The sequence below is a fragment of the Vibrio sp. KUL78 genome (genome assembly GCF_059725505.1).
Genome location: NZ_AP045838.1, coordinates 779,830 through 798,583, shown reverse-complemented (window position 1 = coordinate 798,583; position 18,754 = coordinate 779,830). Strand labels below are relative to the sequence as shown.

Below are 18,754 nucleotides of genomic sequence, written 5' to 3'. Positions count from 1 at the left end.
CTAACGGATCGTTCGTAACACTCTATACTGAAAGTGAGAGCTAAATCACGTTAACTCCCACAGATTATTCAGAAAAGGAGATTCCGAATGAATCTAAGCGTGAAATCCGCGTTGATTGCATCCGTTCTGCTGCCTTTTACTTTGGCGGTCGGCAAAGTACACGCCGAAAGCGTCGAAGTGGCTCCGATGATTGTAAATGGTACCAATGCCTCGATACTCGACTTTCCCTCATTCGTGAGCCTGTACATCGACTCGTTAGAGTATGACGGTCGCTATTCGTCGGGAGCTTATTGTGGGGGAACTTTACTTAACAACACGCATGTAATGACAGCAGGGCACTGCTTGTCGAGCTTCGACACCTATGATGAAGGTGCAGTCTTATTTACCAGTGCGGTTGTTGGGTTAGAGAACGAAAACCGCTTTTTAAATGCAGAAAAGCAGCGCGTAGAAGCCGTGTTCTTCCATCCTAATTTTGAAAATAATATCTCTCGATTGTTACCCAATGACATAGTGATCTTGCGACTTGAGCAAGCGGTCAATGATGGCAGTGCAGTGATGCGTGCTACCTCCGCTGAAGCATCGCTATATCGTAGTTTCTCAGCCTCTTTCGTGGCTCTCGGTCATGGGGATGTAGCAACGGGAGTTTCTGGGACGTCGATTCTGCAAAGAGCAGACCTTTTTTTGGGTCACTAATCTTACTTGCGCTAACAACTTCACCAATGGACGCTTCCTAACTGACAAACAAATTTGCTTTAGTGGTGCGACGTCTATTTCCAACGGATTGAAAGCCGGAACTTGTCAGGGCGATTCGGGCGGTCCTATCTATTGGGATGACAACGGAACATTTAAACAGGTAGGTATTACGAGTTTCGGGCCTGCAACTTGCGGCGACTCTTCGTCAGATGTTACGGCGGCTTATACAGAAGTCGCTGATTATGTTGACTGGATTGACAGTGTGTTGGCTGGACAAGAAGTACCAACGGTCACGGTGACTGAGCAAGATAGATTGGATTACCTTGCGTTAAATGGTCGTGTTATTTATCAAGGTGGGTCCATCAGCACGACGGAAGGCGATGGTGGCGGAGAGTGGTCTTTGTGGCTCTCACTCGGTCTGTTGTCACTGGCTGTGCTTCGAAGGCGTGAACCAGAATAACAGAACTAAAAAAAGCGCTGCGAGGGCAGCGCTATTAAAATTCCACTATTGGGGGTGAGTGGATGTTTAGCCCAAGTGTTACTCGGGCTTGTCGCAATTAAGCCGTAGCGAGCGCTTTGTCGTCAGCGCGACGCTTTAGGAATGCGTAAGTAAAGCCAGTGACTGCCGTACCTGCTGCAATCGCTACCAAGTACATTAGCACTGGGGAAATTGCACCTGGGATTAGTAGTACGAAGAGGCCACCGTGTGGAGCCATTAGCTTCGCACCAATCAGCATAGATAGCGCACCCGTTAACGCACCACCGATCATGCATGAAGGGATAACACGTACAGGATCTTTCGCTGCAAATGGAATCGCACCTTCAGAAATAAAGCACATACCGAGTACGAATGACGCTTTACCAGCTTCGCGCTCGCCCGCTTCGAACTTGTCTTTCGCTAGGAATGTCGCCAGACCCATGCCAAGTGCTGGTACCATACCCGCTGCCATGATCGCTGCCATTGGAGCATAAGTTTGAGAAGCCAATAGACCCACACCAAAGGTGTATGCCGCTTTGTTTACTGGACCACCCAAATCGAAACACATCATTGCGCCTAAAAGCACACCGAGCAGAACCGCGTTTGCACTACCCATGTTGTTTAGGAAGTCAGTTAGACCCGCCATAATGCCAGAAACCGGGCCGCCAACGATGTAAATCATCACAAGGCCGGTGAACAAGCTAGCAATAAATGGAATGATCAAGATTGGTTTGAGCGCTTCCATTGATTGAGGAAGGCTGACTTTATCGGCAATCAGTTTTGCTGAGTAACCTGCAAGGAAACCAGCCACAATACCACCTAGGAAGCCTGCACCTGTTGAGCTCGCTAGCATGCCGCCAATAAGACCAGGAGCTAGGCCAGGACGGTCAGCAATTGAGAATGCAATGTAACCCGCAAGAACAGGGATCATTAGAGCAAAGGCGCTACCGCCACCAATAGTCATGAGTGCAGCTGCTAATGTGCCTTCTTCTTTAAACGCTTCGATACCGAATACAAATGATAGGGCGATGATCAAACCACCCGCTACGACAACAGGAAGCATGTGCGATACACCTGTCATCAGGTGCTTATAAACGCCTTTCTTCTCTTCAGTCCCACCCGATTGGCTTGCGCCAGCGGTGTGTTTGTAAAGTGCAGCTTCAACAAATGCTTTGTTGATCTCTTGTTCGGTCTTTTTAAGCGCTAGACCTGTGCTGGTTTTGTACATCGGCTTACCGTCGAAACGATCGAGAGGTACTTCGATATCAGCAGCGATGATGACTAGGTCAGCATCGGCAATCTCTTGCGCTGTCAGTTGGTTCTTAGCACCAACAGAGCCACGAGTTTCTACTTTGATAGTGTGACCTAGGCGTTTCGCTTCTTCTTCTAGCGCTTCTGCTGCCATGAAGGTGTGTGCCACGCCAGTAGGGCAGGCAGTAATCGCCACGATCTTCTTCGCGCCGTTTGCAGACTGTTCAGGCGCTGATGCTACTGCGACACCTTGCTCTAGTTCGGTTGCTTTTTCGATAGCATCCGTCAGGAATGCTTTTGGATCAGACGTACATTCTGAGATGCTCGCTTGATAGACTTTTTTACCCACAAAACGCTGTGTATCAACCGGCGTATTTGCCGCAATAACAATAACGTCGGCTTCGCTGATTTGTGCATCGCTAAGCGTTTGCGTTTCAACCACACTAGAATGACATTCGACATTTGCCTCATGTCCTAGCGCTTTTGCTGCTTGGTCTAATAGACCTGCCGCGATAATGCTGTTTGCTACGCCACTAGGGCAAGCGGTAATAATTGAAATTTTCATAGGTTCGACCTTCGTGTCCATTGCCACAAGAATCTAAGCCAAAGACTTAGGGAAATTAGTGGCTAAGCTTTTGTAACTCTATTTTTTGTTGTAGGGATAAAACTTCGTCCACATCCGAAACACCCACGCCAACTTGACTAACAGCTAGTGCAGACAGAGCGGTTGCGAAAGAGAGTAATTCTGTTTTTGGCTTAGATTGCATGTGTCCCCAACATAGACCTGCAACTAAGGTGTCGCCCGCACCGACGGTGCTAACGACGGACATTTTTGGTGGCTTGGCTTGTAGCCATTCGCCGTTTTCAAGCCACAACACGCCTTCAGCACCCATGGAGACGACGATATTGGCAATGCCTTTGTCAGACAGTGACTCGGCAGCTTCAAGGCATTGTTCTTGAGTCGTTAAATGGCGACCAACGAATTGGGATAGCTCTTCGTCGTTTGGTTTGATCAACCAAGGTTTAGAGTCCAGTCCTTTTGCCAGCGCATCACGGCTGCTATCGAACAAAACGCGCTTACCGTTTTCTTGAAGAAGCTCAATCCAAACTGCGCATTGCTCAGGCGTAATACCGCGAGGTAGGCTGCCTGCGAACACAAAGTAATCGTGCTCTTTCATTAACTCGTTAAGGGTTTGTTCAAACGCGTCGATAGCGTCAGTGTTGACTTCGACGCCAGGAAAGTTGATATCACTAACGTCACCGTTCGCTTCCACAAGTTTTACGTTGATGCGAGTTGAACCTGCTACGCGAACAAACTTGTCTTGTGCACCCATGTCAGCGAACAGTTGACAGAATAGCTCTTGGTTATCTGTGCCCAGAAAGCCGGTTACTGTGACATCTGCACCGAGATCGCTTAATACTTTGGCAACGTTGACGCCTTTACCCGCAGCATGCAATGAGCCTTGATTGACCAAGCTTACTGAGCCCTTGTTCAGCGTGTCTAAGCTACCTGTCAAATCCAATGCTGGGTTAAGTGTGATGGTGACGACTTTGTTTGTAACTGTCATAACCGACTCCTTAGCCTTCACCTAGGCCAGAAGCAATGGCTTTACCAATCGCTTCCAATGCTTCAGCGGCATCAGTACCTTCAGCACTGAACTGCAGCTCGTGACCGTGTTTCACACCAAGAGCGATAACTTTCATAAGGCTTTTCGCGTTTACTGCTTTGCCATCGCCATTTAGGTTAGACACCTTGATTGACGATTCGAATTTCTTCGCTTCTGCAACCAGCATCGCGCCCGGACGAGCATGAAGACCGTGAGCATTTTTAATCTTGAATACAGCCACGTTGCCATCTTCAGAGCTCGCAGCTTGAACTTCCTCGCCCGTGAAGAAACCAAGTACTTGTTCCGCAGACAGCGAAAGCAGTTTGTCTTGCTCTTGCTTGAAGACCACTTCGGTGATTTTATTGAGCATAGGTTGGTGCACGTTGTTACACGCTGCAAAGGCAATCAGCCCTTGTACTGGCGTACCGTCAAGGTCGCACTGATTAATCGTAGAAACAAACGCCATACCTGTACGTGTTACCGCTTTATCGCTACTAACCAGCCACAGACCTTTACCAAGGTGAGTAGGGGACTTAGTAACGAGATCAGCAACGAATTCAGCGCCTGCGCCACCGGTGTTTTTAAGTAGGCCACCAGCGACGGCTGCCATCTGAACCATGTCGCTTGCTGGGAAGTTAAGTTGGATTAACGAAGCATCGAAATCTGCTTCCAGCTGCACGTCACCGTTAAGCAGGGAGATGATGTCTTTCTCGCTCTTAGCTTGTTTTAGCTTTTGTTCTACACCGTCAGCTGAAAGGATCTTCGTTAGCTGTTTTAGGATGCCTAGGTGCTCGTCAGACTTCGCCGCGATACCAATCGCAACGTACGCCACATTGCCATCACCCCAATCTACACCGTTAGGGAAGTGATGAACGGCAACGCCAGTTTGCTTAACAAGATCTCGGGTATCGGTAGTGCCGTGAGGAATGGCGATACCATTGCCTAGAAATGTTGAGTTTTGACCTTCGCGATTGAGCATGCCATCAACGTAGCCATCTTGTACCAAGCCTTTAGAGGTTAGGTCGGCAGCGATCGCTTTGATAGCGTTAAGTTTGTTATCGGAGGATTGATTCAGTGTAATCGTGTTCGTGTCGAGTTGAAGCATAGTTGCTCACCTGTTTAATTCTATTTAAGAACCGATTCTCGTTTGCTTGACGCTTACTGCTTTAAGCTTAACTGAATCGATTCAGCAAAAATCTCAAAAAAAGTCAGCATGTCCTTTGCTGTTGTCTTGGTGGTCTTTTTTATGGAGTTGCTACTCACAAGGATGCGTAATTCTCCGCATCAGACTTAGCGCCACTCTTGTCTATGTTCACTGTCTGTCCACTATCATTATGGACCAAATTCTAAAACTGTGAACTATGCTGAATCCTTTCAGCTTTTATACTGAACCGATTCAGCATATAATTCAATTTATCAGTTGGCTTGGAATTCATTTATATGATCCATCGCACAGAAAAGGATCGAAACATGACTCTCGACGAGATAGCGAAATTAGCTGGCGTGTCTAAGACGACCGCGAGCTATGTCATTAATGGCAAAGCTCAAAAGTATAGAATCTCAGAAAAAACACAGCGTAAGGTGATGGCGGTCGTTGAAGAACATAACTATCGACCAGACCACGCCGCGTCTTCTTTGCGTGCGGGGCAGAGCCGGTCGTTTGGTTTGATCATCCCTGACCTTGAGAACACCAGTTATGCACGCATTGCAAAATTGCTTGAACAGAACTCTCGTAAGGCGGGTTTCCAGATACTAATAGGTTGTTCGGATGATGATCCTGACACCGAAAAGCTGGTGGCCGATGCTCTAATATCACGTCGCATAGATGCGCTGTTTGTTGCCAGTGCCATCACCGATGCCAGTGACTACTACTTGTCGATTCAGCAGCGTGGTACGCCAGTTATCGCAATTGACCGTAGCCTTGATGATGAACATTTTAGCTGCGTGATCAGTGAAGATCACGGGGCAGCGTATGAGTTGACTCAATCTGTTATTGATGAGCAGGTTGAGACCATCGGATTGATTGGCGCACTGCCTGAGCTAAACATCTCTCGCGAACGTCAGCTGGGTTTTGAGACTGCGATAAAGGAAAAGCAACTCACATCACAAGTTGCCTATGGTGATCACTTTAACAGTGACGAAGGTAAACGCGTATTTATGGAATGGATAGAGCAAGGAAAACTCCCTAACGCGTTGGTCACTACATCTTATACCTTACTAGAAGGTGTTCTGGATGTCTTGATTGATAAACCTGAGCTTATGGGCAAGATTAAAATAGGCACTTTCGGTGATAACCGTTTGCTTGATTTTCTGCCGCTTAGAGTGAACTCCCTCCCTCAGCAGTTTGAACTCATTTGTGATAGTGCACTAGAGTTGGCACTCAACGCGTCTGCCAGGCGATACAATCCTGGCGTCGAGTTGATTCCAAGGAAAATCAAGTTGAGAAGCTAAACTGCTTTGAGAAGGCGTTATCGTCTAGCCATCGTTCACCAAATCTGCAATTTCAAAGTTGTGCTCGTGCTTTCCCCGTTGGATGTGGACGTTGCACTCGGTCATGCTAAGTGTCCAGGTTCCAGTGCTTACCTGTTCTGTTAAGTGCTCAAGAAATGCGGTTTGGTTTTCGGTGGAGCTACTCGCTATGTCACGTCCATACTGTTGACACATCTCAGCATCGGTTGACGCGAAAGTTGCCGCTGAGAAAAGCATTGTTGATGCAATTAGCAGTTTCATAGTGTTCTCTCCTGTCTGTTTACCTTCGGGTAAAACATAGGCTAGATCACAGTATTGATAAAGTATATTTACAAATTTAACACCTTCATGTTTCAAACATCCAGAACACTTGAATATTGGTATTCATAGGTCGAGCGATGCTTGTCAATTTTTCTTCAGAACAAGCCGCTCTTATTACGTGCTGAATTTTGTAATAAAAAAATCCGAGTACACGGGATATACTCGGATCTTGAACTTGTTGGTATGTATTGTGTTTGTCACTCTTATTGTAACGTAAAGAGAGCTACCTTTTTGGTTTCAATAAGATGGGGTTAAAGCTGCTGTGCGCAGTTGATGTCACCCAATGCCGTACAAATCTCTTTTTCGCGCTTCGCGTCCTCTTCCATCTTAGTACCAATTTCTTGGTTGTTACGATATTCGTTTGATGGGGCACAGCCCGCTAGTACAGCCGCCAACGCTAAGCCCATTACCACTGCAATTTTCGAATTCATCGTGAACTCCTTGTTAATTTTTTCATAAATTTAACACTGAATTCGCGCCGAAACTAGAGGTTTATCTTATGTTTGAACGCGATCGATGAATTCTTTACCAGCTGTAATGTAGGCGGATACTATTCTGTTAGTGACTGACCGTTGCTTGAAATGACACCTTGGTACCAGTGGAAGCTCTTCTTGCGTTTTCGCTCTAATGAGCCCGTGCCATCGTCATGACGATCGACGTAGATAAAGCCATAGCGCTTACTCATTTCGGCAGTGGAGTTGGCAACTAGGTCAATCGGCCCCCAGCTTGTAAAACCCATAAGCTCGACACCATCTGCAACGGCTTCTCTCGCTTGAACTAAGTGATCGTTCAAATAAGCGATACGGTAGTCATCTTGGATATCTCCGTTTGCATCGAGCTCATCTCGCGCACCTAAACCATTTTCAACAATGAATAGTGGTTTTTGGTAGCGGTCATACAAGAAGTTAAGCAGCACGCGCAGCCCTTTAGGGTCGATCAGCCAGCCCCACTGACTTTTCTCTAAGTAAGGGTTTGGCACGCTATCAACAATGTTTCCCACTTCTTTTTGCTTTGGATCGGCACTCGCACAGCCACTTGCATAATAACTGAACGAAATGAAATCGACAGAGGCGTTCGCAATGGTCTCCAAATCACCATCTTCCATAGCTAGCTCGATGCCGTTTTCACGGAAGTAACGCAGCATGTAGCCTGGGTATTTACCTCGAGTTTGTACATCACCAAAGAACAACCACTTGTTGTTTTCGTGCATGGCGGCAATGACATCGTCAGGGTTGCAGGTGTACGGGTAGTTCAGCGCTCCAAGCAGCATATTACCGATCTGGCCATCTGGGATAATACGCTTACAGGCTTGTACTGCTTTGGCATTCGCCACCAATTGATGATGGATAGCTTGGTAGATCTCTTGTTCAGTGGCATTTTCTTGCAGACCCACACCCGTGAACGGGGCATGCAAAGACATGTTGATCTCGTTAAATGTGAGCCAAAGTTTGACCTTGTTTTTGTAACGCTCAAACACAGTTGTCACGTAGCGCTCAAACAGAACAATCAACCGACGATCGCCCCAGCCGCCATAATTCTCGACCAGCGCGTAAGGCATTTCGTAATGCGATAGGGTCACAAATGGCGTCATGTTGTATTTTGCCAGTTCGTCGAAAATGCGGTCATAGTAGGCGAGACCCGCTTCGTTCGGTTCTGCATCATCGCCATTAGGGAAGATGCGGGTCCATGCTATGGATAATCTCAGGCAGTTAAAGCCCATCTCATCGAACAGAGCTATGTCTTCTGGGTAGCGATTGTAGAAGTCGATCGCTATATCCTTAATTCCCGAAGTGCGCTCGTCACGCGTTTGGTGTGGGCTTAAAATACCAGAGGGCAACATGTCGGATGTCGAGAGTCCTTTACCATCAAGGATATACGAACCTTCAACTTGGTTTGCGGCGATAGCGCCACCCCATAGGAAATTGTCTGGAAACTGAGTCATAGAAACCTCTGGATTGATGAGATTGGTGGGCAGCGCAGCGTATACGCGCTTGTTCAATATAGACTTAGTATCTGACTTAAATGGGAAGATAAAAAGAGCTTAGTTTTAATTATAAATTTCCCCAATAGGGAGTAAAGCGAATATTCTTAGGATTATTGACGTTCAAAGGCTAATATAAGGAAGCTAGCTATCTATTTATTTCCTTAAATTGTAAACGTATGAAAGACGAACGAGCGCTGCAATACTACGAGAGACTGTTGAGTCTTAGTTCTAAAAATCTAGATGCTGAACGTTCAGTTTCGAACAATGAATACCACCTGCCTTTGGCTGATGTCGCCGATGTTTTGTTTACCACAGCACGGCATGCAAGAACTGTTCTGCAAGCTCTTCAGCAACGAGGTTGGTTAACTTGGAACCCAAAAGTTGGCAGAAACCAGCGTTCCCACCTCACGTTGCATTTTGATGCTAAAACTCTGCGCCAGCAGTTGAGTAAAGAGCTGATTGAACAGGGGCAATATGAGTCTGCTTTTTCACTGTTGCATGGCGATCAACAACAGTTTTCGCAATTACTGCAACAAACTTCCGGAACCATGGTTAGAGAAGGGCAGCTTCATATTCAGCTGACTTACCAACGTGCTTTCCAGACTATCTTGCCACATAAGCCACTCAGAAATAGCGAGCGGTTTTTGGTTCGCCAGATCTATTCGTGTCTGACGGCGTGCGATCATGAAGGAAACGTATCACCACAGCTAGCTCATCATTGGACGGTGAACGAAAATCATACCCAGTGGCGCTTTTATTTAAGACCGAGACTGGAATTTCACTCAGGTCTAGCGCTTACTCCAGAAGTCGTGGCAGAGCTGTTCTCTAAACTCAAATCACTACCGGAATATGACTCCGAACTGGCTCACTTAAGAGCAGTAAAATTTGGGCATCAAACCGTCACTTTTGAGCTAGATCGTCCGGATTGCAGCTTTGATGCTTTGGTGTCGGATTTACGCTATTCGATTCAGCCCCCAAAGCAACTGGAGGGTTTAGTGGGGCGAGTCGTGGATGGATGTGGTGCGTTTCGAGTCATCGAGCATTCGGATGATCGCCTTCGGTTAGAAGCGTACGATAGATTCTTCGATCTTCCCCCACTAACCGATACCGTGACAATTTGGCAGCTTGATAAGACGGCAAATGAACGGATTGAACTTGAACACTCACAGGCAGAGAGTGGTTCTGTGAAACGCGAGAATCTGAACGCTCAAGCTCACACCCAAACTCGTATTGAGAATGGGTGCCTTTATTTAATCTTGAATGCCAATGGATCTCCACACTCGCTGAGCAACTTACAAAGAGCCTACCTTTGCAGTGTTCTCTCCCCGTATTCGATACTAGAAAACCCAGACCTCAACCCACTCTCAAGAGCCTCTATTCCCGCTCACAATATCTTGCCAAGCTGGACCAAGATCAAACGACGTGTCGCCGAAAGAGTCGCGCTACCAGAGACACTGAGCATAGCCGTGTATGACCATCAAGTGATACTAGACTGCGCGAACGGCATCAAAGCACAGTTAGCCTTGTTAGGTGTAGAGTGCCAAATCAATGTGTATACGCTCGAGGCATTGCACAGTAAAGCGAACGAAAGAAAGCTCACAGAAGAGATCACAATCGCCAGCTTTATTGTTGATGACAACCTTCCAGTATCTGTCTATCGCTGGATGTGCTCGGATGCGGTTCTGAGACAAGGACTCGATGCGCCCAGTCTAGAATGGCTGGATACACAACTCACTGAAATCAGAGAGCAACAAAGCGCAGACTTCTACCTCAAAGAACTAGAGTCTGTTGCGACGAATCTATTGATAGAAAACAGGCTTCTGCCTTTGTTCCACCATAGACAAACTCTGCGATGGGGTAGCGTGCTGCAAGGAGTAAAAATAACCGACTGGTCATGGCCTGATTTTAGGAATGTTTGGACGGATGAATCAACCGACACTGAGGCAAAGTAAACCTGCCGAACACCTAAAATAAGCTGTTTTTATGAATGAGCCCCAGCCATAGCGCTGGGGCTTTTTGATTGTTCTATTAATAATTTTTTCAGCAAACATCTCGCTAGCGCCCGCCACAGTTGAACCCATTCGATTCGTGAATGCTTTCCATTTTGTAACAAATTGTGTTCGTTCGTAGAGTTCGCGCCGCTCCATGAGGATGGACCACATTGTCGATGGAATTGGCAAAGCCTTTTAATTATCGAGACAATTTAAAATGAATAAAAAAGACACTTGCAATGGCTCTAATGGTTGCTATTACATCTGGAACTGCGTTTGCTAACGAGCCAACAGGCGACTTTGTCGACGAGTTGGTTATTAACGGTACCGGTGCTGCAATAGCTTCTGAATCTGGTATTCCAGGCTTTGACAAATACTTTGGTTCTGATGAGCCAGCTGTACGCGCTCAAGGCGCATTGGAGTTTGCAAGGGCTGCAGCAGAAAACCCACAGCTAATTGACGTGGCGAACACTATTGCTACTAAAGTTGGTGGTGAAGATAAAGCATGGGGCGCGGGAGATCACTTATTGGCTGATCTTAAAGGAGCTGTATCTGGTACTCCAAACAACGCGCATCAACGTGCTATGCGTGATGAGATGGTGAAAGCAGGTGCGACAAAAGAAGATTTCGATGCAGCAAAGGATGCTATGAAAGATTATACGCCGACGAGTCGAACCGAGGATTGGAAAGGTGCTGCTGAAGGTAATGTTAAAATAATTAATGATGAGATTGATCGTCAAGACCAGCAGCGTGAAGAAAACTCTCGCCGCAGCGAAGAAAATCGACAGGGTATCGATAAGAACAAATCTGAAATTGGTCGTATTGATCGTGAAAACCAAAATCGCGATGTTAAATCTGATGCAAATGAAAAGCGCTCTATCGACAACGACAAACGCAGCCGTGCTAACGAAGATCGCTCAATTAACAACGAGACTAAGTCGGAGTACAACCGTCAGAATATCGAGAAGAACAAAGATGCTATTAAAGGTAACTCTGACCGTATCGATGAGAACGGCAAACGTATCGACGACACCAACAAGCGTGTAGACGATGCAAACCGTCGAATTGATGACAATGGTCGTAAAGTTGACGAAAACAAAGACAACATCGACGCTAATAAGCGTGCAATTGAAGACGTAGATCGTCGTGGCAATAGCGAGCGTAACCGCATCGAGAAGAAAGTAGATAAAAACACCAAAGATATCAACGACCGCCTAGATAAAGAAAACAAAGAAGCTCAAGATGAATACAAACGAGTTCAGGCTGAGGTTGATCATGATGTGAAAGCTGCGGACTCAGAATATAAAGAATTTCAAGGAGCTGTGTCTAAAAAGATGGCTACTGTAGACAGTCAGGTCACTGCGAACTCTGATAAGATTGAAGAAAACTCAGCCCGCATTGACTCTCTTCGTGATGATTTACAACGCCAAGGTGAAGAAATGCGTGAGCGCTACGACGGCGTTAAAGCGTCAACTCACGCTGCAATGTCAGCACGTGCATTTACGTCTGAGCCAGGCGAGTTTGCCGTTGGTGCGGGTATTGGTGCTGCGGGCAGTAAGCGTGCATTGGCAATCGGTGGTGCGTATCAATTCAACGAAAACTGGAGCGGTAACTTTATCGGTAGCTACGAGACTGCGGGCAAATACACGAAGAGTGATTTGGCTGTTGGTGTAGGTGCTCAATACACTTTTAAATAGATTGCCCAGTTATAGTTTTATATGTACAAAAGCCCCTTTGGGGGCTTTTTTAGTTTGTGGTCTTATCAATCGAAGTAGGGGATTATTTTAGAGGATCACCATCCGGCAGCGCACTATGCAACCAAAGCGCAAGACGCTTCTTAATATTCTGCCCATCGACTTTATCTTCTGGCAGCGGGACGATTTGGCGAACTTCTACTAAGAACAGATAAAGCGCTCTAGCTTTCATAGACTGACTTGCGGACGGGTCGTGTATTGGATAGCCCTGCATTGCTGCCATTTTACAACCCACTTCAAGTGCCTTTTTGAACAACTTGTCTTCGTTTTCTAATTTTGCTGTCTTTGACATACATTGCCTAGATTGATTTATGGGTGAACCTAAACCCTAGCAGTAAAGTTCTGACTGCGCTGTTAACTCATTCTATTTTTGATAGAAATGACGTTACCGTTTGTAAAAATTCGACGTGTATCGAGAAGAGATAAGTAACAGAAAAAAGCCCCGCAATTGCGAGGCTAGTTAGGCTTATTGACCTTTGATCTGACCTTTAATGGTCTTCTTTAGGTTTTGCATGAAGTCTTTGAAGTGTGGGAAGAAGTCCGCAAATAATGGGTTCTTTCTGTCTTGCATCATCAAAGGACCAAGCAGGCGGATGCTTAAGCCCAAACGAGTCGCGGACTGCTCATCGAGACCGCTGCCTTGTTTCATTTTTTCGATGACATTGAACATGTCTTCGCGATCCTCGAACTCGAAAGTCAGCGTTTGCGGTTCACGCTCTGCTTTGGTGCTGACTTCTTCAATAGTAATACGGTATTGGTTGTGTTTGCTGATAAGTGATTTCATGTGGTTCTCCAAAAATTAGTAACTGAGTTAGCTTTTAAGAAACTTTTCAATCTTAGGTTTTATGGTCAGTGACATAACGATCATGATCGTTAGGCCAACTGGGAGCGCGGCGATAAAGCCGTTGAACCATCCAGTGGTAAAATCTGAAGCATCAGAAAATCCAATTGTGTTGGCAGCGGTCACGAAAGCCAAAAGTGACTCCATAACAACGGCCATGAATAAGCCAACCACCAAGTTGCGAACGTGCTCGCTTTTCTCTGGCATTAGCTTGCTGATAAGTTTGGTCATCAGCGTCATCATTCCCATACCCACGGGCATCATCACCAATGCGGCTAGGGCAAATGAAGACAACCATTGATGAACGAATGACTCACCAAATCCGACGTTCATGTAGGTCATCACTGCGGTCAGTGATCCTCCGACTAGGCTCATCATGCTCACCATAACGAGTACTTTAAGAAGGACAGGTGTTTTTTTGTTGGTCTCTAGAGAGGCGTTTGACTCTAATGGACTAAGTGTTAGTTGTGTCGTCATTTCGATTCTCCAGTCTTGAAATAGCGTTCAATTAAGTTGATAATGTCAACTATAAATCCAGTAGTTGACAGTGTCAACTATATTTTTAAGGGATCGATCATGTCTGAAAACACCTCTTTGGAATCTGTCTTTCGTTTAGTCCACTCTTTGAAACGTCAGATGACCGAACAAATCGAGCAGCTCGACTACGATATTGCACCTATGCATATGCGCGTAATGAAGATAATTACTAAAACGTCACCGTGTACGTCTATCGATATCGCCCACTACCTTGATCGAGATAAAGCTCAGGTAACACGCTTGATAAATGCGCTTATTTCGCAAGGTTTGTTGGTTAAAGCTGCGAACCCTGCTGACAAGCGCAGCCACTTTTTGGAGCTTACTGAATCAGGGCAGAAAGTGATGACGAGTCTGGCGGATATTGACCGCCGAGTTTTCGAGATTATGTCTAACGGGATAAACCAGGATGAATTGGTTGATTTCACGAAAACTGCTGAGAAGATGGCGAGAAACCTTGAACAAGGAAAGGCTTAACAACTGAGTACCGCATTCTCATTTTGAGAAAATTTGTCGTGACTTGATTCTAAGCTTGAGGCGCAAACTGTGTCTCACTTGTTGGAATCGCTTATTTTGATTAGCTTTGGAGCGGCAACTGCCTTGCGCAGTATAGGCCGCTCTACAATACTTTCTCTCTCAAATTGAGAAGCAAAATGACATTTTGCCAGCTCGACGAGAAAGGACACCCGAATGAAACACATTGTGCCACTTGCCGTATTTTTCGCCTCTTTACCTCTTATCGCCGCCCAATACCCCTCCGCTAATACGGCTATCGTTCTTCCCGGTCTTCATGAAAATGGGGTGGACTTGTCGGGCTCTGCAGTATCTTCGCAAGATGTGATTGATTGGGAAATAAACCACAGTGATCTTGTGTTCGGCTCTTATGCTGACACTGCGGATAACCAGCGTACGCAAGCCGTGGGTTACATGTACAACCAAAAGCTAGAGATGAATTCCAATTGGCTTGAACATGAACTTAGAGAGAAAGCGGAACAGCAAGGTATAGACTTCGAAGACCTGTTTTTGCACTTTTCTGAAGATACGGTGTTTGCCGAGGTAGATAAAACGCACGGTGAGAATACTATTCTGAATCGTAAACCTATGATAGTTGGCTATACCGCCAACGAGGATCACGCGGGCTTTTGGCTTTATCAAGCTCCCCCTTGGGACGCCGATGTGTTCGAGAACTTTACGTCTGGTGGTGCTTTGTATGTTTATCATTCTGAACCGTTCGATCGCCTAGTGTTGAAGTTTTCCAAATATGCCCAAGGTGGGGAGTTTTGGGTCGAGTATCCAAGCTCGGTTGATGGTAATGGTAAGGCGTTAACATGGGAGCGTTTTACCATCACTAAAGACAAAACCTTAAACATGACAAAAAATCAAAATGTGATTTGGAGTGTTCCAACGGATTGGTTGAGGGCAACAACACACGATGGCTCTGGCGCAAGCTATGGCGGCGGTCAGTACTTTGGTTCTACGTATCTGCGGGATGGTGGCAAATTATACGTTGCGCGTATTCGTTGGAGCGGGAGTGACCCAGAGCATCGTCCGCGTCTAAAAGAGGTGAAACTCAAAAATAGCTTCCAGACAGTGAAACTAACCGATGCCCCAACGGAAACCACTGACGGAAAAACGATAGAGCGCTGGCGTAAGGTACGGGGGTTTGATGCGTCAGCGGATCTTGATGGTGACAATTACCTTTCGTGGTCTGAGTACAAAAACCGGAGTAATAAACAGGCTACTGCACGCTTTCGTTGGGAATCTCGAGTCATTCCATTTGGTCGAATGTGGAATCAAAACTCATCTTGGGCGCTGACTAATCTAGCCAACCCAAGTTACCTTGCCTTGATGAGCGATTACTATGCGTCAATCTGGTCAGAACAAGGACTGAATGGTGCGTATAACGACGACACAAATAAGCTCCTTGGTCCGAATCAATTTCATGTTTACAGCGGTGGTCGGGTGGCAGAACTTGACGTCGTGGCAGGCTCTGAAGCGGCGGATCAGCTATATCAGACTCAGTTCGCCAAGTTCCTGCAAGAACTCTCTGTGCGCCAAAGTAATTCGCTGATAAGTGTTAACGTTGGTACTGCTAACTTATTAGGAAGAAATGGACAACAGGCATTGACCGAAGCCGCGTCACTGTATCTGCGTGAGCACTATATCTTCCCTTCAACGGGGCTTAGTGGCTACGCTGGGATTGCAAAATACTGGGATAACTCCGTATTTGCGAGCGACGGACGCAGTGTCATCTTTCAAGCGAGTACCCGATATGGACGCGTCCAGTATTTTGGTAACTCACAGGACAATTGGCAGCAAGACCAGTATGCAGCGTTGGCGATCTACTACTTAAATAGCCACCCAGAACTTAGCTTTTTTAATCAATGGAACAACGGCTATGTCTACGGAAGTGACAACACATCATCAGACAACTTCTGGCAGTCAGGTGTGCCCAAGAACATGGCATATCAACCAAGCGCGTTATTGGCTGTGGATCTAGGCCAGCCGGCAGAGCAGATCCCAGAAGGATATGAGCCAATTCCTTTGATGCTCTCAACTGAAACTCCTTATCCAGCCGATTACACTGTTGTCGGAGACGCTTCTCAAACCTCTGTAGTACATGCAGACCTTCCAGAAGGGATAAGTCACCTCTTGCCAACCTACACCTATTTTCTGTATCAATCAGAAAGTACTGTAGTTACTGGTGGACCTGAAGATATGGTCCTTGCTAGAGAGTTTACTAAAGGCAAGGTCCTGTATCGAACCGATTTCTTTGGTAAGAGCAGCGACTTCTATCAATCAGAGCCTGTCATTGTCTATTTGAATACTCCGATGAGAGTGGTGGGTGCTGATGGTCAAATTGGAGGTTACGTTGAAGAAGTCACTATTGGCGGTTATCAAGGGCTGTTTCTTCTCTACTAACGTAAAGTGGTTAAAGAGAATTGTTCCAGAAAAGGAAACTGGAACTATTGGAGTTGCGTAGTTAGTTGTGTAACTAGTGCGGATTTAGTCACTGTTTCGAACAGATAGCTCGCGGCACCTAGGAAAGTGACTATTCTTACTAGTATAAAAACTCTAAATAACAAAGGAGAAAGACATGGACTGTTGCTCACTTGCCATCTCAATGGACATTAACGGAAGTAAAATAGTGCTCGCGTGGGGACCAAACAAAACCACGCAGGAATGTATCGATGAATACCACGCTATCAGCGCTGACCTCAATGCAAAGACCTACCTGTTAACATTAAAAGACCACAAAGATGCCTCGTTAGAAAAGCCAATCAGCAGCGAAAAGGCGAGTACTTTAATGGCTGAGTGGCATGACATTCAAAGTGGTCTTAATCAAGATTTGGATATCCATTGGTAATTAATGTAGGTGAATAATTTCTGATCATTTAAGCCAATTGCAAAGATTAAAAGCATTCCACCAGAGTGGAATGCTTGTATATCAAAATCACGACATTATGTGCGATATGAAGTTTTGCTGAGTACCGATTACTAGGCAACTACTTGAAGTAACGAGCGATCTCACGAGCATAGCTTTCTTCTTGATTACTACCATCGCCAGTTGAGAAAAATGCGACTACAAGGTCCTTCTCTGGAGAGATGTAGATACCTTGTCCTCCGACACCTGCTTTGAACAAGTCACCATCGTCAAAAATAGTGTCGAACATATATCCGTTTTTAAGGTCTTTGTCGTTGTAAAATGAGTTTTGCATCATTTTGCCGACATACCCACCACCAAAGGCTGCAGGATCACCAGACTCTTGAATGATCTTAACCACGTCAGAAGAGATATGCGCGGTGCCAAGCTTTGCACCTGATGGCGTCAGTAACATGCCAAACTTAGCCATATCCTCTAAGGTAGAGTTCATCGAAAAGAACATTAAAGGGTATCCGCCTTTTGGTGACACAACGGTATACGCATCATTATTGGCTCCCATATGCTTCCAAATGTCATCACTAAGAATCTCGTTGAAAGGTAAGCCACGAACATTCTCAACAATACGAGAAAGGATGAATGTGTTTATCGAATTATATTCAAAGGTTTGTCCGCCTTTCGTTCTTCGTTCCATTTCTGCTAGAACTTCCAAAGGCATTTTCTGACTCTCGCCTTCAAACACACCGATAGAAACGATCCACTTAAAAAATGGTTGGTCTGGGTTAGTACGTGAATCGGCAGTGGGTTCATCGTGCTCGGTCGCATTTAGACCTGTGGCCTGGTTGGCAACTTCAATCACTTTCACTGTATCCCAAACTGATTCTTTTAGCTCTGGAATGTACTTGGAAACAACGTCGTCAGGGTCTACCTTGCCGCTATTGACGAGTTTTGCTAACTCAATGCCAGCCGTGATTTTCGAATTTGAAAACCAGTTGTGCTTGTCTGTTTTACGCATAGTGTTATAGCGCTCAAACACTATCTCTCCGTCTTTGATGACTAGGAAACCATCGACAGGGTTGCTATCTAAGTGCTCGTTTAGTGTTTTAGTTTCACCTTTGACGGTAGCTTTTACCTTGCCAATGTCGTCATTGAACTTATAAGGGAGGTTAACCACCTCACCATCACGCTCAATCATCGCAGTAGGGTAAAAACGACTTAAGTTTTGCCAAGCAAATGCAGCTTGCTCAATAGGAAACTGAAGTTTGACACGATTTCCTTGTTCAGAGAAAAACTCGTGAATGTCGTAGACTTCTTTGTTGGTTGTGTCGGCGTTCACAATGTTCTCCGCGAAGGCTGCGCCTGTTGTCATTAGGGCGCTGATTGATAATGCTAGTAGTTTTTTCGTCATAGAATTCTCATCGACTATTCAGTGTGCAGCTTTTGGTTGTT

The 18,754-nt window shown here is 45.8% G+C and carries 18 protein-coding genes; 8 read left to right on the top strand and 10 right to left on the bottom strand.

What is annotated here, in order from left to right; genetic code table 11:
- Nucleotides 1-87: 87 nt before the first annotated feature.
- Together AC6I8Y_RS20220 and AC6I8Y_RS20215 are read left to right on the top strand one after the other, a co-directional pair.
- Entirely contained in the window at nucleotides 88-693 is a 606-nt protein-coding gene (locus tag AC6I8Y_RS20220) for a trypsin-like serine protease (RefSeq protein WP_498022880.1), read from the top strand.
- Nucleotides 647-1,153 (top strand): trypsin-like serine protease, encoded by a 507-nt coding sequence (locus AC6I8Y_RS20215; RefSeq protein ID WP_498023066.1) that lies wholly within the window; start codon nucleotides 647-649, stop codon nucleotides 1,151-1,153. The genes AC6I8Y_RS20220 and AC6I8Y_RS20215 overlap by 47 nt, the downstream gene beginning before the upstream one ends.
- A 97-nt stretch (nucleotides 1,154-1,250) precedes the next feature.
- Here the strand turns inward: AC6I8Y_RS20215 and fruA are convergent, their stop codons facing one another.
- The 3 genes from fruA to fruB are packed head-to-tail and all read right to left on the bottom strand — an operon-like array spanning nucleotide 1,251 to nucleotide 5,134.
- Nucleotides 1,251-2,987, bottom strand: a complete 1,737-nt coding sequence (gene fruA / locus AC6I8Y_RS20210) for a PTS fructose transporter subunit IIBC (protein ID WP_394149092.1) — start codon at nucleotides 2,985-2,987, stop codon at nucleotides 1,251-1,253.
- A gap of 55 nt (nucleotides 2,988-3,042) precedes the next feature.
- Nucleotides 3,043-3,990, bottom strand: coding sequence for a 1-phosphofructokinase (gene pfkB, locus AC6I8Y_RS20205; RefSeq protein WP_394149090.1), 948 nt, complete (start codon nucleotides 3,988-3,990; stop codon nucleotides 3,043-3,045).
- A 10-nt stretch (nucleotides 3,991-4,000) separates the two neighbouring features.
- Entirely contained in the window at nucleotides 4,001-5,134 is a 1,134-nt protein-coding gene (gene fruB, locus AC6I8Y_RS20200; RefSeq protein ID WP_394149088.1) for a fused PTS fructose transporter subunit IIA/HPr protein, read from the bottom strand.
- Between the two features lie 365 nt (nucleotides 5,135-5,499).
- On the opposite strand from fruB, the gene cra reads away from it, so the two are divergent.
- Nucleotides 5,500-6,480 (top strand): catabolite repressor/activator, encoded by a 981-nt coding sequence (gene cra / locus AC6I8Y_RS20195; RefSeq protein WP_498022879.1) that lies wholly within the window; start codon nucleotides 5,500-5,502, stop codon nucleotides 6,478-6,480.
- 24 nt (nucleotides 6,481-6,504) lie between these two features.
- Here cra and AC6I8Y_RS20190 read toward each other — a convergent pair whose 3' ends face one another.
- From AC6I8Y_RS20190 to AC6I8Y_RS20180, 3 genes are all read right to left on the bottom strand, one after another.
- Nucleotides 6,505-6,759, bottom strand: a complete 255-nt coding sequence (locus AC6I8Y_RS20190; protein WP_498022878.1) for a hypothetical protein — start codon at nucleotides 6,757-6,759, stop codon at nucleotides 6,505-6,507.
- A 311-nt stretch (nucleotides 6,760-7,070) separates the two neighbouring features.
- Nucleotides 7,071-7,250, bottom strand: a complete 180-nt coding sequence (locus AC6I8Y_RS20185; protein WP_112480879.1) for a hypothetical protein — start codon at nucleotides 7,248-7,250, stop codon at nucleotides 7,071-7,073.
- A 119-nt stretch (nucleotides 7,251-7,369) separates the two neighbouring features.
- Nucleotides 7,370-8,761, bottom strand: coding sequence for a glycoside hydrolase family 1 protein (locus tag AC6I8Y_RS20180; protein WP_498022877.1), 1,392 nt, complete (start codon nucleotides 8,759-8,761; stop codon nucleotides 7,370-7,372).
- Between the two features lie 218 nt (nucleotides 8,762-8,979).
- Between AC6I8Y_RS20180 and AC6I8Y_RS20175 the strand changes: the two genes are divergently transcribed.
- Nucleotides 8,980-10,755, top strand: a complete 1,776-nt coding sequence (locus AC6I8Y_RS20175) for an SgrR family transcriptional regulator (RefSeq protein ID WP_498022876.1) — start codon at nucleotides 8,980-8,982, stop codon at nucleotides 10,753-10,755.
- 278 nt (nucleotides 10,756-11,033) lie between these two features.
- Nucleotides 11,034-12,491 (top strand): YadA-like family protein, encoded by a 1,458-nt coding sequence (locus AC6I8Y_RS20170; protein WP_498022875.1) that lies wholly within the window; start codon nucleotides 11,034-11,036, stop codon nucleotides 12,489-12,491.
- A gap of 82 nt (nucleotides 12,492-12,573) precedes the next feature.
- On the opposite strand, the gene AC6I8Y_RS20165 is transcribed toward AC6I8Y_RS20170, so the two are convergent.
- The 3 genes from AC6I8Y_RS20165 to AC6I8Y_RS20155 form a co-directional block, all read right to left on the bottom strand.
- Complete coding sequence (locus tag AC6I8Y_RS20165) at nucleotides 12,574-12,840, bottom strand: DUF5062 family protein (RefSeq protein WP_042470062.1); 267 nt, start codon at nucleotides 12,838-12,840, stop codon at nucleotides 12,574-12,576.
- Nucleotides 12,841-13,014: 174 nt separating this feature from the next.
- Nucleotides 13,015-13,332: a DUF3861 domain-containing protein gene (locus tag AC6I8Y_RS20160; protein ID WP_498022874.1), complete on the bottom strand. Its 318-nt coding sequence runs from the start codon at nucleotides 13,330-13,332 to the stop codon at nucleotides 13,015-13,017.
- Between the two features lie 27 nt (nucleotides 13,333-13,359).
- Nucleotides 13,360-13,866, bottom strand: coding sequence for a DUF2798 domain-containing protein (locus AC6I8Y_RS20155; RefSeq protein ID WP_498022873.1), 507 nt, complete (start codon nucleotides 13,864-13,866; stop codon nucleotides 13,360-13,362).
- A 99-nt stretch (nucleotides 13,867-13,965) separates the two neighbouring features.
- Here AC6I8Y_RS20155 and AC6I8Y_RS20150 point away from each other — a divergent pair, with 99 nt between their 5' ends.
- The 3 genes from AC6I8Y_RS20150 to AC6I8Y_RS20140 all read left to right on the top strand — a co-directional run bounded on the left by AC6I8Y_RS20150 (nucleotide 13,966) and on the right by AC6I8Y_RS20140 (nucleotide 17,290).
- Nucleotides 13,966-14,400 (top strand): MarR family winged helix-turn-helix transcriptional regulator, encoded by a 435-nt coding sequence (locus AC6I8Y_RS20150; RefSeq protein WP_498022872.1) that lies wholly within the window; start codon nucleotides 13,966-13,968, stop codon nucleotides 14,398-14,400.
- Between the two features lie 213 nt (nucleotides 14,401-14,613).
- Nucleotides 14,614-16,845: a hypothetical protein gene (locus AC6I8Y_RS20145; RefSeq protein WP_498022871.1), complete on the top strand. Its 2,232-nt coding sequence runs from the start codon at nucleotides 14,614-14,616 to the stop codon at nucleotides 16,843-16,845.
- 175 nt (nucleotides 16,846-17,020) lie between these two features.
- Nucleotides 17,021-17,290 carry a hypothetical protein gene (locus AC6I8Y_RS20140; RefSeq protein ID WP_498022870.1) on the top strand — a complete coding sequence of 90 codons (270 nt, stop codon included), beginning with the start codon at nucleotides 17,021-17,023 and terminating at the stop codon, nucleotides 17,288-17,290.
- Nucleotides 17,291-17,429: 139 nt separating this feature from the next.
- Here AC6I8Y_RS20140 and AC6I8Y_RS20135 read toward each other — a convergent pair whose 3' ends face one another.
- Nucleotides 17,430-18,713 carry a serine hydrolase domain-containing protein gene (locus AC6I8Y_RS20135; protein WP_498022869.1) on the bottom strand — a complete coding sequence of 428 codons (1,284 nt, stop codon included), beginning with the start codon at nucleotides 18,711-18,713 and terminating at the stop codon, nucleotides 17,430-17,432.
- Nucleotides 18,714-18,754 lie beyond the last annotated feature (41 nt).

Excerpts from the sequence above, each read along its gene's own strand:
- AC6I8Y_RS20140 (WP_498022870.1), top strand. The coding sequence starts at position 17,021 with ATGGACTGTTGCTCACTTGCCATCTCAATGGACATTAACGGAAGTAAA.
- AC6I8Y_RS20165 (WP_042470062.1), bottom strand. The coding sequence starts at position 12,840 with ATGTCAAAGACAGCAAAATTAGAAAACGAAGACAAGTTGTTCAAAAAG.
- AC6I8Y_RS20190 (WP_498022878.1), bottom strand. The coding sequence starts at position 6,759 with ATGAAACTGCTAATTGCATCAACAATGCTTTTCTCAGCGGCAACTTTC.
- cra (WP_498022879.1), top strand. The coding sequence starts at position 5,500 with ATGACTCTCGACGAGATAGCGAAATTAGCTGGCGTGTCTAAGACGACC.
- AC6I8Y_RS20170 (WP_498022875.1), top strand. The coding sequence starts at position 11,034 with ATGGCTCTAATGGTTGCTATTACATCTGGAACTGCGTTTGCTAACGAG.
- AC6I8Y_RS20145 (WP_498022871.1), top strand. The coding sequence starts at position 14,614 with ATGAAACACATTGTGCCACTTGCCGTATTTTTCGCCTCTTTACCTCTT.
- pfkB (WP_394149090.1), bottom strand. The coding sequence starts at position 3,990 with ATGACAGTTACAAACAAAGTCGTCACCATCACACTTAACCCAGCATTG.
- AC6I8Y_RS20135 (WP_498022869.1), bottom strand. The coding sequence starts at position 18,713 with ATGACGAAAAAACTACTAGCATTATCAATCAGCGCCCTAATGACAACA.
- AC6I8Y_RS20185 (WP_112480879.1), bottom strand. The coding sequence starts at position 7,250 with ATGAATTCGAAAATTGCAGTGGTAATGGGCTTAGCGTTGGCGGCTGTA.
- AC6I8Y_RS20180 (WP_498022877.1), bottom strand. The coding sequence starts at position 8,761 with ATGACTCAGTTTCCAGACAATTTCCTATGGGGTGGCGCTATCGCCGCA.
- AC6I8Y_RS20220 (WP_498022880.1), top strand. The coding sequence starts at position 88 with ATGAATCTAAGCGTGAAATCCGCGTTGATTGCATCCGTTCTGCTGCCT.
- fruB (WP_394149088.1), bottom strand. The coding sequence starts at position 5,134 with ATGCTTCAACTCGACACGAACACGATTACACTGAATCAATCCTCCGAT.
- AC6I8Y_RS20155 (WP_498022873.1), bottom strand. The coding sequence starts at position 13,866 with ATGACGACACAACTAACACTTAGTCCATTAGAGTCAAACGCCTCTCTA.
- AC6I8Y_RS20175 (WP_498022876.1), top strand. The coding sequence starts at position 8,980 with ATGAAAGACGAACGAGCGCTGCAATACTACGAGAGACTGTTGAGTCTT.
- fruA (WP_394149092.1), bottom strand. The coding sequence starts at position 2,987 with ATGAAAATTTCAATTATTACCGCTTGCCCTAGTGGCGTAGCAAACAGC.
- AC6I8Y_RS20150 (WP_498022872.1), top strand. The coding sequence starts at position 13,966 with ATGTCTGAAAACACCTCTTTGGAATCTGTCTTTCGTTTAGTCCACTCT.
- AC6I8Y_RS20160 (WP_498022874.1), bottom strand. The coding sequence starts at position 13,332 with ATGAAATCACTTATCAGCAAACACAACCAATACCGTATTACTATTGAA.